Here is a 15,172-nt window from a genome sequence, read left to right as displayed (position 1 = left end):
TCATTGACTAAAGTGCTATGTTTCGTATACTTGGCGACAGGAAGCTCGATGCCAAGGAAGGCTCTCATGGCCAACGTACGGGGTATCGCCAAGAACAAAGCGTTTGATGCCGAGACACGGCATCAGCGCTTGGTAGCCCGAGCGCTTCGGTCTCTGGAACTCAGGGCTCGCAAGCCCGGGATCGTGCTAAATAGCCCCCGTGTACTTGGTGACTGGTTTCGCCTGAAGCTCGCTGAATACGACCACGAGGTATTCGCTGCGGCGTGGCTGGACAACCATCTGCGCCTGATTGCTTTTGAGGAAATGTTTAAAGGCACTATCGACTGGACTTTCGTTCCGATCCGGGAGGTATTGCGTGCCGCACTGGACGCCAATGCATCAGCTGTGGCGTTTGCGCACAATCACCCGTCAAACTGGGCTGTTCCGTCAAAGGATGATGTCGGGTTGACGGCGGAGCTTCGCCAAGCTTTGGACTACATCGGCGTGCGCTTAGTTGATCATTTCTTGGTTACTCGTTCGGTTGCGCCCGTCTCTCTCTGTGGAGTAGGCGGTGCTGAGAAGTCGAGATTGGAAAGGTAGCTAGACGAAGTCCAGCGTGAGGTTGCCGGACTAGCGGGATCAGGTTGGCTTGCAGCAAAGCCAAGTCGGCACCGGACTATGCGCGGATAGGCGAATCGGCGTGTGTCTGCTACGGCCGCTGCGTCGGAGGAAGTTAACCTAGCCCCGTTGTCGTTGTTCGGTTACATCGAAGTTGATTACACTCAAAACCGCTTTCACTCGACGCTGGGCTACCTCAGCCCAAAGCAGTTCGAGAGCGCGCGCCGCTTAAATGAGTGTCCGAAATTCAGGGGTAAAACTAACTTATGCCAATTAGGCTTCTCACACTTGAAATGCTATTCGCGTCACGTCAGAAGGTGTGTATTTTTAGTTTGTTGTGATGCGAAACGCGCTATTCGTTGCTTATGAACGATTTCCCCATGTCTGCTGCTGCTGCAAATATTGAATCAGCAAGTCGGGTTCCAGTTGAAGCAAGTTTGGCAAGCACTCTTAACTGTTCCCTGCATGGTAGCAGCGAAGTCTTTTCAGGATAGTTGAGTGCGTGGTCGATTTCGCCCCATGCCTCCTCAAATAGTGTTCTGACCTGAATCTCACAACAGAGCTGAGAACTGCTCTGCGGTTTAACAACGTAATGAATGCTGGTGTAATACGAGTCGCGTTGTTCGGCGGCCAGCCCCAAATCCCTGAAGAAGCTGCTTGCTTCCGGATCCCAACTGTAAGCTATCGGGGGCTCATGCAGCGACCATGCCCCTGCGTCCACATGTTGGTGGATCGCTCGGTGAATTGATGGGAATTGTTGTGAGTAGAGATGTATTACTCGGACGCCAGCTAAGTCAGTGATTCGACTAAATAATGTGTCTTTCGTTATTGCGCCATCCTGCCATTTGCGTCGAATTTTCTCTTTCAGATGACCCGAATCTTTCAGGCGCGACTTCACCGAGTGAATCAGAGGAAGAGGGGGTGATGTAAATCGTTTTTGTGCAGAAAAAAAATCGACAACTTGTCTTCGAAACAATTCGAACTGGTCGCGTCTTGCTTCGAAGTGAGCTACGAGATCGCTGACTTGTCTCTCGGTTGGTGATTTCTGGCGAATTCGGCCAGGTTTCTTTTCTGCGTCCTTGGTCACGACTCAGCCTCCTTCTGATAGTTCAAGGCGATCGAGCATATCAATTGCGAACGCCTCGTAGGCTGCTTTAGTTTGCTTATATCTAGGAGTGTTTCCTCTGATGGTGGGCTGGTCTTCTGCTTCAAGTCTTGGGTGACTTGGAAGAGCCCACATCGGGGTATGGTACTTCTGCGCATGCGTGGGATAGGTGTTGTGAGAATGCATCACAGCAGTACCGCCAATCGGGAGCTTTAGTTTCTTCTTCGCAATGCCTGCGCTTAGTTCGTCGGGAATGTGGTCGGAAATGACGTCAGGTATCTGCTTCGCATAGTTATAGTGCGCTATTGCCATGTCCCATTTTGAGGACCCTGTGCGAAGTTTTGCGTTGTAAATTGTATAGCCCAAAAAGCGAACAAAATTTGTCGGGAGATTTGGTCTCCGGCTGGGGGCTATGAGGCTGTACAGTGTTTTCAACTCTGTGCGCCAGCGGCTTAGGGAGTTGCCAATATTGCGTATGCCGTAGAGGCTGAAAAGGTCAGGTGCGCAGGGGATCAGAAAGGCGTCAACGGTACTCAGGATGACCTTGTTGAGCGGGCCAAGGCTCGGAGAAGTATCCACAATGGCGAACTCATAGCCATGCTGATCTGCATAAGCAGAGATGAGGCGGCGAATCTCGCTTAGGGTGCGTATAGCAAGCGGCTGCCCAACGAAGGCCTCGCTCCATCGCCTCGCGACCATCTCCTCATACATGTGGAGCGTCAATCGCCCGGGAATGAGGTCGAGATTGTTTGATAATCTATAAGGTGGGGGGAGCGTATCAAGTTCGCCCGTACCCTCTTCTGTCGGTTTTAGTAAGAAATGGATGGTGCGGGGTTTTGAGCAAAGTGCATTAAAGTCACGCAACGATACTCTTTTTCGTGTTTCTCCGTAGCCAGGTTCGTCAATGTATGAAACTTCAGCGTCCCATAGATCTTGAATTTCCTCTACGGGTTTGCTGTAAATTGTTAAATTGCACTGCGGGTCCAGGTCGACAAGGAGAACCTTTTTTCCCAGTGCTGCTAGGGCGTGAGCAAGGTGAAAGGTAAGTGTAGTCTTGCCAACGCCACCTTTGTTATTGAATACACTAATGATATTTACGGACATCGGACTCTCCTGTAGAGCATCTTGAATGTCCTATAGTCGGACGATCAGCAGCTCCTAGTTGACTTCATCACTAGGCGGCGGTCAATGGATAAGTCGTGAGAGAGCAGCGTCTGGGACACCCACAGTCCAGAATTCTCCGACGGCTTTCCCGCGGAATTTCTGTCGCTGCCGGCCTGAGAGTCAGCCATGCTGGCTCCATGGCTCGCCCACGTGCTCAAATCGTTTCGCCGGAAGGTGCTGAAGGATGCTATCACTGCGTCCAGCGGTGTGTCCGCCGCGCATTTCTATGCGGAAGCGACGCGTTGACAGGGCGCGATTTCGAGCACCGGAAAAACTGGGTTCGCGAACGGCTGCATCTGCTAGGCGAGTGCTTTGCCGTTGCGATTCACGCCTACGCCGTGATGAGCAATCATCTGCACATTGTCCTGCAGTTCAATGCCACTGTTTCGGCGGCGTGGAGTGACGAGGAAACGGCGTCGCACTGGATCCGGTTGTTTCCGCCACGCGAGGATTCGGACAGTGCAAGAGCACTGAAGCGGCAGGCACTGCTCGCCGATCCCGGGCGGCTCGCCTTGGTACGTACCCGGTTAGGCAGCTTGTCCTGGTTCATGCGGTGCCTGGCCGAGCCGATTGCGCGACGTGCCAATCGAGAAGACCACTGTACGGGACGCTTCTGGGAGGGCCGTTTCCGATGCCAGCTCCTCTGTGACGAACGGGCTGTGCTCGCCGCCATGGCCTATGTTGATCTGAACCCCATCCGTGCCGGTGTCGTGGACACGCTGGATGCAACCGCACATACCAGCGCCAGCGAACGGATTGATCTGGTGCGTCATGGATTGCCGCCGGCCGAACTCCTGCGTCCCGTTGCGGGAACATTGCCGGCCTCTTTGTCCATCAGTACAGCCGACTATCTGCAGATCCTTGACTGGACTGGCAGAGCGCTGGCGCCCGGCAAGCGTGGCAGGATCGCTGAAGGCGCTCCTGCAATCCTCGCTGTCATCGACAGGGATGCCCGGCGGTGGGCGATGCGAGTAAGCAGCTACCGCGGCGGCTGGGCACGCGCCGCAGGCGGCGCCCAGGATTTGATTGACCTCGCCGCGCGAATAGGCCAGCGTTGGTTGCAGGGCATCCGGCTGGCTTGGCGGCTGAGCTAGGCTGGTGCGGCTATTTAGCAAGGCAATCCGGCGTTCCGCCGGAGTAGAAGTCTTTGATAGGTTGTCTTCGACGCTTGTCGGACACGAGAGTTTGATGCCACATTTTGTGGCGTCTCGATGCTGCGCCCGGGCTGTTCTGTTCTGGCGCTGAGTTTCAGGTCTACGGTGACAGGAAATGCGCGGAAAGCATTCAAACCGCTCAGGACTGTGGGTGTCCCAGAGATTTGCGGTGGGTGTCCCAGAGATTTGCTTCTGTCGAACCTGTGGATGGCGCGCAAGCGGCTATTGGCGATGACGGGAGAGTTGCGTCTGAAGGCCGCCTAATGCGGCACCAAGGCCGCTGTTTGCGGCCTGTGCAAGGCTGTTTTCGAGTTCCGCGTCGATTTCATTGCCTTCGTCAGGTCGGCAGACCCTTTAGACAGGCAACTTTCGAGGCTTGTTCAGACCTTTCTTAGCTTTTCGGCTGTTTGATCCTATCACCGATTTGTATCGCTCAGATGTTCGGTGCGAATGAAAAAAATGCAGCTGCAGCTGCTAGAAATTTTCTCGATTGCGGTGAGGGTGGCGAGAGATCTTGTGATTTCTCGTGAATGGCAGTGTGGGGCGATATCGTGGCCGCCAGCGGCCCGTTGAGGATCGCCCCATTTCGCCCGGGTATGGGCCGCTCGAGTGGGTTGCTATTCTCCTTTGCTAAGTGACGCATCTTCTGGGACTCCCACACTCCAGAATTTTCCACAAGCATCTGGGACACCCACCAGAATTTTCCGACAGCTTTCCCGTGAACTTTCCGTCGCTGCCGGCCTGCAAGTCAGCCATGCATGGCCGCATGCCGGCAGACGCGGGGGGGCGCCTGGCGCGTCTCGGGATGCGACCGGAAAGCTTCGCCCGCGCCACGCCTATACTATTCAGCGACAGCCCGGCCGGATCGGCTTCGTGAGCCGGGGGCAGTCTACGGAGGTTCCCTCATGATTGGCTTGACAGAAGATGAGATCGAAGTAATCGCCGAAGCGCTCCACTATGCCAAGCGGGCGGTTCTCGACGATCAGCATTCACCGAAGGCAGTCAAGGATGCCAAGACCGCTCGAATAGAAAGTGCTTCTCGAAAGCTCGCCCAGCTCAGGCCAGCCCCGAGAGGTTCTGGCTCCTGAAAGCTAAGGCGCTAGCCACGAAGCTTTCGAGCAGCATCTGGACACCCATACTCCAGAATTTTCCGATAGCTTCCCGCGGCCTTTCTGTCGCTGCCGGCCTGCAGGTCAGCCATGCTGGCCCCATGGCTCGCTCACGCGCTCAAATCGTCTCGCCGGAAGGCGCTGAAGGACGCCATTGCTGCGTCCAGCGGTATGTCCGCTGCGCATTTCCATGAGAAACGACGAGTTGACCGGCTCGATTTCGAGCACCGGAAAACTGGATTCGCGAACGGCTGCATCTGTTGGGCGGGTGCTTCGCCGTTGCGATTCACGCCTACGCCGTGATGCAACCAACAGGGTCAGGTTAACCTACAGCGAGGCCAAGCTGACGTCGGATGCCGTGCGGGTGGGGTGTGCGGAGCGGCGAGCTTTGCTCTGGCCGTCGCATCGACTGATTTCCTAGCTACCCTGGCCTCTTTAGCCAGTCGGTGCGCGCACTCTACCCGTCAGATTGGCGTCGGGCCAATCGGCCGCCGCGACGGCGTTCAGCCAATACGCAGAGGGAAACAGCAGCCAGCAGGCTGGCAATAACAAGCAAGGCTCTGGGCGAAGTGCTTGGAACAGCTGCTGCCCTAGAAGCCGGCGGCTCCAGGCCATTAAGATCCACGACATAGATCAGGTACCTGCGACGGAGCGACGGGTCCGCTGTGTCGTCGGCTTGCCAGCTGAAGGCCAGTTTGCGGCCATCTTCCGACAGGTCAATCTGAGGAACGAAGTTGCCGAACGGTGGCGCCAGCGTAGAGGAGACGGCGATCAATTCACCGGTAAGACGATCCTCGACATAGACGGCCGGTGTGCTCGATATGCCCGGAAGCATATTGGTGGCGCGCGAGAAATAGGCAACAACGCGGCCATCGTTGCTGATATCCGGGGAGTACGCCCAGCCATCGGAGGCAACATTGTCACGGCTACGTGTGACTAGCTGTGTTGTCCGAGTGTGCCGGTCAAACAGATAGATATCGCTTACGCCAGGATTATCATCAGGTGTAATGCCATCTACCAGCCCTGCCATGAACACGATGTACCTGCCATCATGGCTGAGTGAGGGTTTGCCGTAGAAGATTGAACCGGTAGGAAACTCGCCGCCGTTCCAGGGCCGTGTAAGCCGCTGCGTAGTACCTGCCAACCGGTCGCGCAAAAACAGCTGTCGATGCTCCAGCGGGTTATCGTGCGTCAGGTCGGCGGCATTGCTCTGGAACACCACAAAGCGGCCGTCACCCGACCAACTGGCGTTGCCGGCGCTCCGCTGACTGATCTGTCCATCCGGGCGCGCGGAAATCAGTTCAATCTGGCCAGTTCGCCAGCTGCGTGCAAACAGCTGTGCATCATTCAGGATCTGTGGGGCACTGGCGAGAAAATTGCCGCTACTCGAAAACAGTACCTCTTGCCGGCGAAGGTTTGCAGCCTGAAGCAGCGCAGTGCGCCCTCCGGGATTGCCCCCGCCATCGGCGCCGCGACTCAGCATCTCAGTACTGGGCACCGTGAGGTTCCTGAGGAAAACATTCGCGACCGTCGCATCACCGTTGGGATTTTCATCACCTCTTACATCCGGATGAAACATGCCTTGGCCCAGAAATACGACCTGGCTGCCATCAGTCGATGGGAAGCCCACATCGGCATGATTTCTCTGTTCGGTATTGGCCGCGTTAAGGCTGACGCGCTGCAGTACGCTGGTTCGCCGGTTGAGCAAAAAGACGTCATAGCGCTCGTTGGTGTCGCCGGCTAGCAGGTCGTCGGAAGCGCAACTGAACGCGATAAACTGACCATTGCTGGAAAGTTTGGGAAAGCCGCAAGGGCCATACGTGGGGTCGCCGTGTGGGGCTCGACTGGCCAACTGCGGCGCAGTCGCGCTCAGCGCCTGCGCTGCCGTTGAGGCCAGTAGCGCAGGAAGTAGCAGTGCTAGTCGCGGTGACTTATTCAAGACCGTCTATAAAGATTATGTCTGCTGTCGCAATGAGGACAGGTTAACTTACAGCGAGGCCAAGCTGACGCCGGACGACGTGCGGTTGGTATGTTGGCGAAGCCGGGTCGGCGATGAAAAGCAGGCTCCCAGGCCCAACTGATACTGGCGAGTGAAATGCAACGCCGGCGCAATGCCGGCGTTCGTGGCGCAGGTCCGTATCACGATACGGCTCTGCGCAGAGTGGGACGCAATGAATGCCGGTTTTGCGCAGACAGCCGGCTTTCCGCGGAAAACCGGCTGCTCGGCGTTACCTCGGGGCGCTTAGAGCGCCTTCCCCCCAAACTTCATCGTGTACTGCAGATACACCTGCCGTCCGACCGCGTCGAACCAGGAGATGTCGTAGTACGGATAGCCGGTGGCGGTCGGGTCCTTGGGCGGCATCTTGTTGAACAGGTTGGTGACGGACAGGGACAGCTGGGCGTGGTCGGTGAAGCGGTATTGCACCGAGGCGTTGTAGCGGTAGGTGGCGCCTATCCACGGGCTGCCGCCGTCTTCCGGGTCGTAGGACTGGCTGTAGGAATCCGAATTGGGCAGGCGGCCCAGGCGTTCGCCGTGCAGGGTGGCGCTCCACTGCTTGCGTTCCCAGGTGACGCTGGCGCTGGCCTTGGTGCGCGGGATGTCGAAGCCGCTGTTGACGGCGAACTGGTCTTCGGTGAGGTCGCCGCTGTACTGCTGGCTTTCGTGCTTGTCCACCCAGGTGTAGTTGCCGCTGAGGCGGAACAGGCCGATGGCGGTGTCCAGCTTGTAGTGCGTGCTGAAGTCGATGCCGCTGGTGCGTTCGCGCGCAATGTTGATCGGGTTGACGAAGACGCCGTACAGGCTGCCGTCGTTGGAGCGGCGCACGCGGGCGTAGGCGTCCAGGCAGGTGGGCGAGTTGGGGTCGACCGCGGTGCCGTCGACGCGGCGGCCGATGCGGCAGCTGGCTTCGTCCTGCAGTACGCCGTCGATGCGCAGGTCCTGCACCTGGTTGCGCATGTCGATGTTGAAATAGTCCAGCGAGAAATCCAGGCTTTCCAGCGGCGACCAGACGAAGCCCACGGTATAGGCCTTGCTGGTCTCGGGCTTGAGGCGGCGGTTGCCGGCGCGGGTGACGATGACGCCTTCGTCGCCGTAGGAGCAGTCGCTGATGTCGCTGTCGGGTTCCTCGGTGCGGCAGCGGTAGTAGTCCACGCCGGAGGATTCCAGGTTGCCTTCGCCGGAGAATACGTAGTGCAGGTCCGGCGCGCGGAACGCGGTGCCGTAGGAGCCGCGCACCAGCAGCGAATCCAGCGGGCGCCATTCCAGGCCGGTGCTCCAGGTCGGCTTGTCCACCGAGTGGCCGTCGTAGCGGTACTGGTCGTAGCGCGCGGCGGTGCTCAGGCTGAGGGATTCCAGCAGCGGCAGGCGCAGCTCGGCCGCGGTGGCCCAGCGGTTGCGGCTGCCGCTGCCGTCGGAGTCGCGCCAGCTGTAGTAGTAGTACTGCGTGGCCAGCGGGTCCGGGTTGAGATCGTAGGACTGGTCGCCCGCTTCCACGGTCGCGGCGAAGCCGGCATCGCCGGCGGGCAGGGAGAACAGTTCGGTATTGGTCAGCGTGAACGACAGTGTGTCGGTGCGCGAGCGCGGGTGGTACGTGGTGCGCGCGGCAATGGAATCGTATTCGGCGCGGCTCAGCGGTCGGTACAGGCGCGCCGGGTCGGCGTTGAAAATCGGGAAGCCGTCTTCATCGACGCCGAGCTGCGGGCCCAGGAACAGGTTGTTGGCGCGCTCGGCCACGATCTGCGGCCAGCTGATTTCGGACTGGTACTGCGAATGGCTCAGCGCTGTTTCCCAGGACCAGGCCTCGCCAAACTGGCCCTTGAGGCCGGTGGTGAGGCTGAAGGTCTTCTGCTGGTTCTTGATCATGCCGCGATTCAGGCCGCCCATTTCCTCGGGCGAGAACTGGCGCTGCCAGTATTCCACCTGCTCGGTGGCCTGGTTGTAGAAATAGCCTTCCTCGTTGCCGTCGGGAGCCATGTAGCTCCACTGGCTCACGTCGCGGAACATTTCCAGTTCGTGGTAGCCGGCCTGCACGTCGGCGAACCACTGCATGTCGTTGTCGAAGCGGTAGCCCAGCGAGGCGTAGCCGTTGGCGCCTTTGCGCTTGCTGATGATGGTGCCGTAGCCGATGGAATTGTCGCTGCCGCAGTAATAGCCTGGTTCGCCGTCCACGCCCCAGCCCGGGCGCGAGGCGTGATAGGTGGTGCCGTCGTTGAGGCCGCCCAGCGCGGCGCAGGTGTCGGCGCCGGGATCGAGGTATTCGTCATACCAGTTGGTGCGCAGGAAGGCGCGGCGGGCGACGCGGGTGCGTGCGGTGGGCGCGTCCCGTGTCGAATCCTGGATCTTGCGTTCGTAGGCCCACAGCGGCCGCTGCGACAGCAGTTCCACGCCGTAGATCGCGTTGAAATTGTCGCTGCTGAAACCGCTGGAGAGGTTCAGGTGATACGACTCGCCGCCGCCGCGCGTGGTGTCGCCCAGGCGCAGGTCGACCGTGGTGCCGTCGGCCTTGTCCTTGAGGATGAAATTGACCACGCCGGAGATCGCGTCCGAGCCGTAGATGGCCGAGGCGCTGCCGGTCAGGATCTCGATGCGCTCAACCATGCCCAGCGGAATGTTCGAGATGTCGGTGAAGTTGCTGCGGCCCTTGAACGGCATCGGAAAGTCGGCGATGCGGCGGCCGTTGACCAGGACCAGGGTGTGGTTGGGGCCGAGCCCGCGCAGGTCCACCTGCTGCGCGCCGGGCGAGAAGTCCGCGCCGCTGGCCGATTGCTGGCTCTGCGTCTCGCCGCCGTTCTGGGTCATCGCGCGCAGTACGTCGGGTACGCTGGTGAAGCCGCTGGCCTTGATCTCCTCGGCGGTGATCACGCTGACCGGCGCCGGACCCTCGATCTGCGCGCGCGGTATGCGCGAACCGGTGACCTGCACGCTTTCCAGTTCCACCACCGGGCGCTCGGCCGCGGCCGGCGCATCGGCTTCGCTGCGCGGCGGCGGCGGTGCGGGATCCTTGACGATGACCATGGCGCCGGAGGCATCGCGCCGCACGCTGTGGCCGCTGCCGCGCAGCAGGCGTTCCAGCGCGGCGTCGGCGCTCATGCTGCCCTGGGCGCCCTGGGTGCGCAGGCCCTTGAGTTCGTCGGCGGAATACACGAACTGGGCGCCGGACTGGCGCGCCAGCGCATCCAGCGCGGTGACCAGGTCGCCGGGCGGAATGTCTATCTTCTCCACGCCGCCCGTCTGCGCCTGGGCTGCGAGCGCAGCGCTACAGGCCAAAGTCAGCAACAACACACGCATGCCACGCTGCATCGGATTCCCCCGGAGGCTATGGGCGCACCCGCGCCCGCGGGGTCAAGACGAACGAGGCGACGAAATCCCGCCGCCGTTTTCAGCGCGCCGCCCGGACGGCCGCTGGATACGTCGGAGTGTGGAACCGGGTTCCGGGGCGAACTTGGGTCAGAACCTCGCCAGGCGCTTGCGCAGCAGGCATCCGACGGGACGACATGCGCGCGCGCAAGCGCGGCGCTGCGGACGCCTGCCCGGATCTTCCTGGTTACTGCTCGCGGCTGCGCAGCACGATGCGGTCGTTCTCGCGCTCGGCGCGTACCGGCAGCGCCTGTTCCAGCAGGCTGACGAAGACTTCGCTGTTGGACCAGCGGAAACTGCCGCCGATGCGCAGCTGCGCCGCGGCGGCGTCGGCGAGCACGATGGGCCGCGTGGTGTAACGGTTGAATTCGGCCGCCGCGGTGGCCAGCGGCGTATCCAGGAACACCACGTAGCCGCGGCGCCAGTCGATCTGGCGCTCCGCATCGGCGACCGCGCCGTTGCGCACCAGCACGCCGTTGCGGTTGGCCACGGCGATGCTGCCGGCGGGCAGCAGGCTGACCGGCTGGCTGCGGCCGTCGACCGGATCGGATTCCAGCCGCACCGTGCCTTCGGTGACCACGACGCGCACATCGTCGCCGTCGCGGCGTACGGCGAAGCGCGTGCCCACGGCGACGACGCGGTGCTCGCCGGCGCGCACGGCGAAGGGCCGCGCCGCGTCCTTGGCCACGTCGAAATAGGCTTCGCCGCGGTCAAGCTCCAGCTGCCGCCCGTGCCGCGACATGCGCACCTGCAGCGCGCTGTCGCTGCTCAGCGTAGCGGCCGAGCCGTCGCTCAGGGCGAGTGTGCGCAGGTCGCCCACGCCCGTGCGGTAGGACTCGGGCTCCACCTGTTCGTACTGGCGCCAGCCCCATAGCGAAGCGGCCGCCAGCAGCACGGCCGCGGCGGCGGCCGGCCAGCGCGCGCGGGTCGCACCGTGGCGGGTGCGCTGGCCGGGCACGGGCGCGGCAGGTTCTTCTTCCGGTTCCTGTGCCGGCGCGGCGGCGCGGGACGGAAACGGTGCCCAGGCCCATTGATTGCGCGCCGGCAGCACGCCGCTGGCGACGCCGGCGCCCAGCGCCTTGAGCCGGCCGGCCTGATTCCAGGCGGCTTCCAGACGCAGGAAGGCGACCCGGTGCGCGGTCGACGCCGCCAGCCAGGTCTGCAGCGCAGCCGCGTCCTCCGGCGACCATTCGCCGCCGTCGCGGCGGGCCAGCCAGTCGGCCGCCCTGCGCTCGATTTGCCCGCTACCTTCCATGCCTGCTTCCTTCAATCCGCCGGTTCCGCGGCGCGGGCGGTCTCGCCGCGCCGGGGCGCGGACGGCGCCGCATCGTCGCCGTGGTAATACTCGGCCAGGAGCCGCATGCCCCTGGCGATCTGCTTTTCCACTGCCTTCTCGCTGATGCCCAGGCGCAGGGCCACCTCTTTCTGCGGCAATTCCTCCACCCGGCGCAGCCAGACGATTTCGCGGCAGCGGCCGGGCAGCCGGTCGAACGCGGCCGCCAGGCGCCGCAGGATCTGCCGGGCGCCGAAGCGGCGTTCCGGCGAAACCTCGTCTACCAAGACGTTCAAGGACTCGAAATCACCCGCCGGTTCGATCGAAACCACGCGGCTGCGGCGCAGCCGGTCGGTCATCAGGTGGCGGGCACTGGCGAACAGGAAGGACTTGGGCTGCTGCGGACGCGCCTTGGCGGCGGCCTCGTAGACGCGCACATAGACCTCCTGGCGCAGATCGACGATCTCGTCGGGCTGCGTCCAGCAGCGGCGCAGGTACTGCACCAGCGCGGCTTCGTGGACCAGGATTTCGCTGACGAACCAGGCGTCCAGGGTGGTATCCATGCCGCCGACAATACCCCAAGCCGGGCCGGCCGCATGGGTCTATAGGCATGGTCGGCGCGCCGTAGGGATAGCCGCCGCTCGTTCGTCTACAGGGGCTTCGGACCAACGCCGCAGCCGGACCCTACGGCAGGCCGCCATTTCCGGGCGGGCCCGCGCCAGGCGCGGCGATACGACGCCGGCCGCCGCGCGCGCCGGGCGTACCTTTCCTGGAGCCGGGCTCCAACCGGAGGAGTAGCGGATGCGTTCGTCGTTGATGGGTTTTCTGCACAGCGCGCTGCTGTGCGTGGGTTTGATCGGATCGGGCGCTGCGCTGGCCGATGCGCCCGCGCCGGCTGCGCGCGAGGGCTATCAGTATTTCGAGATCGGCGACGTGGCCAAGGCCGCGCCGGGCAAGACCGCGCCGGGGCTGATGCTGGTCGGCGGCGGCGACTGGCCGTACGACGCCTTCCGCTGGCTGATCCAGCGCGCCGGCAACGGCCGCATCGTGATCCTGCGCGCCTCCGGCACGGTTGAAGCGCAGAATGAATTTTTCAACGACATCGGCGGCATCACCGCGGCGCAGACCATCGTCTTCAGCGACCGCCGCGCGGCCAGCGATCCGGCCGTGCTCGACATCGTGGCCAAGGCCGACGGCATCTTCCTGGCCGGCGGCGACCAGTCCAACTATGTGCGATTCTGGCAGGGCACGCCGCTGAACCGCCTGCTCGACGAACACGTGCGCAAGGGCAAGCCGCTGGGCGGCACCAGCGCCGGGCTGGCCATACTCGGCGAATACTCCTACGGCGCCATGGACGGCGGCAGCCTGGTCTCGGCCGATGCACTGAAGGACCCGACCGGCCCGCAGCTGACCCTGGTCGAGGATTTCCTCCACTTCGTGCCGCTGCGCCGGGTCATCACCGACAGCCATTTCGACAAGCGCGAGCGCCAGGGACGGCTGATCGCGATGCTCGCGCGCCTGGCCAGGGAGCACAGCCGCAGCGACCTCGTCGGCCTGGGCATCGACGAATACACCGCATTGTGCGTGGACGGCGACGGCACCGCGCGGGTGTTCAGCGGCAACGGCGGCTACGCCTGGCTGTTCCAGCCGCGCGGCCAGGCCCAGGTGTACGCACCGGGCCAGCCGCTGACCTTCCGCAACGTGCCCGTCACCGGCCTGGGTACCGGCAGCTTGCTGCATATGAAAGACTTCCGCGTGGAGCGCCCGGCCTTCAGCGCCCTGTACGACGTGGAAGCCGGGCGCCTCGTGCGGCGCGACAGCGCGGCCGCCAAGCCCTGAAAACCCGCCACCGCAACCTCACCATCGGAGCCTGGATCATGAAAAATACACTTTGCGGCATCGTCGCGGCTCCGCTGCTGGCCGCCGCCACGCTGGCCGGCGCGGCCGAACCCGCCGCGCCCGCGGCGAAGACCGTGCTGGTCATCCACGGCGGCGCGGGCGTGGTGCGCGCCGGCATGACGCCGGAAGACGACAAGGCCGCGCGCACGGCGATGGAAGAAGCCCTGCGCGCCGGCCATGCCCAGCTCAGCGCCGGCAAGCCGGCGCTGGACGCGGTCGCTGCGGCGATCACCGTGCTGGAAGACGCGCCCATGTTCAACGCCGGCCGCGGCGCGGTGTTCACTCATGACGGCAAGAACGAACTCGATGCCGCGGTGATGGACGGCGCCACCCAGCGCGCCGGCGCCATCGCCGGGGTGCACCGGGTCAAGAATCCCATCCTGCTGGCCCGCGCGGTGATGGAGAAATCCGTCCACGTCATGATGACCGGCGACGGCGCCGAGGAATTCGCCAAGAGCGTGGGCGTGACCCTGGTCGATCCGTCGTATTTCCGCACCGAGAAGCGCTGGGAACAGCTGCAGAAGGCGCTGAAGGAGGAAGCCGACAAGAAGGCGCATACGGACGTGGAGACGGCCAAGCACTTCGGCACGGTCGGCGCCGTCGCGCTGGACGCCAAGGGCCGGCTCGCCGCAGGCACTTCCACCGGCGGCATGACCAACAAGCGCTACGGCCGCGTCGGCGATTCCCCCATCATCGGCGCCGGCACCTATGCCAACGCGCGCTGCGCCGTCTCCGGCACCGGCTGGGGCGAGTTCTACATCCGCGCCGTCGCCGCCCACGACATCTGCGCCCGCGTGCAGTACGCCGGCCAGAGCGTCAAAGAGGCCGCCGAAGCCGTCATCAACCAGGAAATCCCCAAGGCTGGCGGCGACGGCGGCGCCATCGCCCTCACCGCCGATGGACGCTTCGCCCTGCCGTTCAACACCGAAGGCATGTTCCGCGGCTGGATCGGCGCGGACGGCGTGCCGCATGTGGCGATCTACAAGGATGACAAGCTGGAGATGCCGTGAGACCGTCTACAAGGATGCAAACTGGAAATGCCGTGAGACCGTGATTCCGGATTCGTGATTCAAGCGCTTGTCGCGTTCCGGTGTGGATGTCGGGCCAGGTTTCGGGTTTCTAAGGCGTCCGTGTCGGGTCTGGACGCTGGATCGGGTTCTGAATTCGCAAGCGGCGGCTACGCCGGCGCAAGCGCAGAATCCCGCGGGAAACTCCCTCTCCCCCAAGCTGGCTTGGGGGAGAGGGCTGGGGTGAGGGGGCGGCGGTCAACGCGCCCATCCGTTTGGATTTTCGACGGAATCTTCAACGCGCGAAGCGCCGGCGAAAACCGGAAGCCGTCGCGGCCGATGCGTTGCCCCCTCACCCAACCCTGTCCCCCAAGCGCGCGAGCGCGCTTGGGGGAGAGCAACTGTCTTGCCCCTCACGCCGAAACAAGCGTTTAGACGGCCGCCAGCGCAGATAGCTCGTCGCGCACACGCGCATTGAGAATGATCAATAGCTTTCGCATGCAGGCCA

The 15,172-nt window shown here is 62.7% G+C and carries 10 protein-coding genes; 4 read left to right on the top strand and 6 right to left on the bottom strand.

The window, feature by feature from the left end; translation table 11 throughout:
• The first annotated feature begins 66 nt into the window (after positions 1 to 66).
• Positions 67 to 579 carry a JAB domain-containing protein gene (locus NM961_RS22300; RefSeq protein WP_255916645.1) on the top strand — a complete coding sequence of 171 codons (513 nt, stop codon included), beginning with the start codon at positions 67 to 69 and terminating at the stop codon, positions 577 to 579.
• Positions 580 to 949: 370 nt separating this feature from the next.
• Here NM961_RS22300 and NM961_RS22295 read toward each other — a convergent pair whose 3' ends face one another.
• Positions 950 to 1,684, bottom strand: coding sequence for a RelA/SpoT-related domain-containing protein (locus tag NM961_RS22295; protein ID WP_255916644.1), 735 nt, complete (start codon positions 1,682 to 1,684; stop codon positions 950 to 952).
• Between the two features lie 3 nt (positions 1,685 to 1,687).
• Positions 1,688 to 2,806, bottom strand: coding sequence for a ParA family protein (locus NM961_RS22290; RefSeq protein WP_255916643.1), 1,119 nt, complete (start codon positions 2,804 to 2,806; stop codon positions 1,688 to 1,690).
• A gap of 302 nt (positions 2,807 to 3,108) precedes the next feature.
• Between NM961_RS22290 and NM961_RS22285 the strand changes: the two genes are divergently transcribed.
• Complete coding sequence (locus tag NM961_RS22285) at positions 3,109 to 3,960, top strand: hypothetical protein (protein ID WP_255916642.1); 852 nt, start codon at positions 3,109 to 3,111, stop codon at positions 3,958 to 3,960.
• A 1,626-nt stretch (positions 3,961 to 5,586) separates the two neighbouring features.
• Here the strand turns inward: NM961_RS22285 and NM961_RS22280 are convergent.
• From NM961_RS22280 to NM961_RS22265, 4 genes are all read right to left on the bottom strand, one after another.
• Positions 5,587 to 7,068, bottom strand: a complete 1,482-nt coding sequence (locus NM961_RS22280) for a TolB family protein (protein WP_255916641.1) — start codon at positions 7,066 to 7,068, stop codon at positions 5,587 to 5,589.
• A gap of 303 nt (positions 7,069 to 7,371) precedes the next feature.
• On the bottom strand, positions 7,372 to 10,416 hold the full coding sequence (locus tag NM961_RS22275; RefSeq protein WP_255916640.1) for a TonB-dependent receptor: 3,045 nt from the start codon (positions 10,414 to 10,416) through the stop codon (positions 7,372 to 7,374).
• 256 nt (positions 10,417 to 10,672) lie between these two features.
• Complete coding sequence (locus NM961_RS22270) at positions 10,673 to 11,740, bottom strand: FecR family protein (RefSeq protein WP_255916639.1); 1,068 nt, start codon at positions 11,738 to 11,740, stop codon at positions 10,673 to 10,675.
• Between the two features lie 11 nt (positions 11,741 to 11,751).
• Positions 11,752 to 12,321, bottom strand: coding sequence for an RNA polymerase sigma factor (locus NM961_RS22265; RefSeq protein ID WP_255916638.1), 570 nt, complete (start codon positions 12,319 to 12,321; stop codon positions 11,752 to 11,754).
• Positions 12,322 to 12,559: 238 nt separating this feature from the next.
• On the opposite strand from NM961_RS22265, the gene NM961_RS22260 reads away from it, so the two are divergent.
• Entirely contained in the window at positions 12,560 to 13,597 is a 1,038-nt protein-coding gene (locus NM961_RS22260; protein WP_255916637.1) for a cyanophycinase, read from the top strand.
• Between the two features lie 38 nt (positions 13,598 to 13,635).
• Positions 13,636 to 14,667 (top strand): isoaspartyl peptidase/L-asparaginase family protein, encoded by a 1,032-nt coding sequence (locus NM961_RS22255; RefSeq protein WP_255916636.1) that lies wholly within the window; start codon positions 13,636 to 13,638, stop codon positions 14,665 to 14,667.
• The last annotated feature ends 505 nt before the right edge of the window (positions 14,668 to 15,172 follow it).

Source organism: Tahibacter harae (assembly GCF_024437735.1).
GTDB classification, from domain to species: domain Bacteria; phylum Pseudomonadota; class Gammaproteobacteria; order Xanthomonadales; family Rhodanobacteraceae; genus Tahibacter; species Tahibacter harae.
The sequence above is the reverse complement of the archived record's forward strand: the minus strand, read 5'-3'. Positions and strand labels throughout refer to the sequence as shown.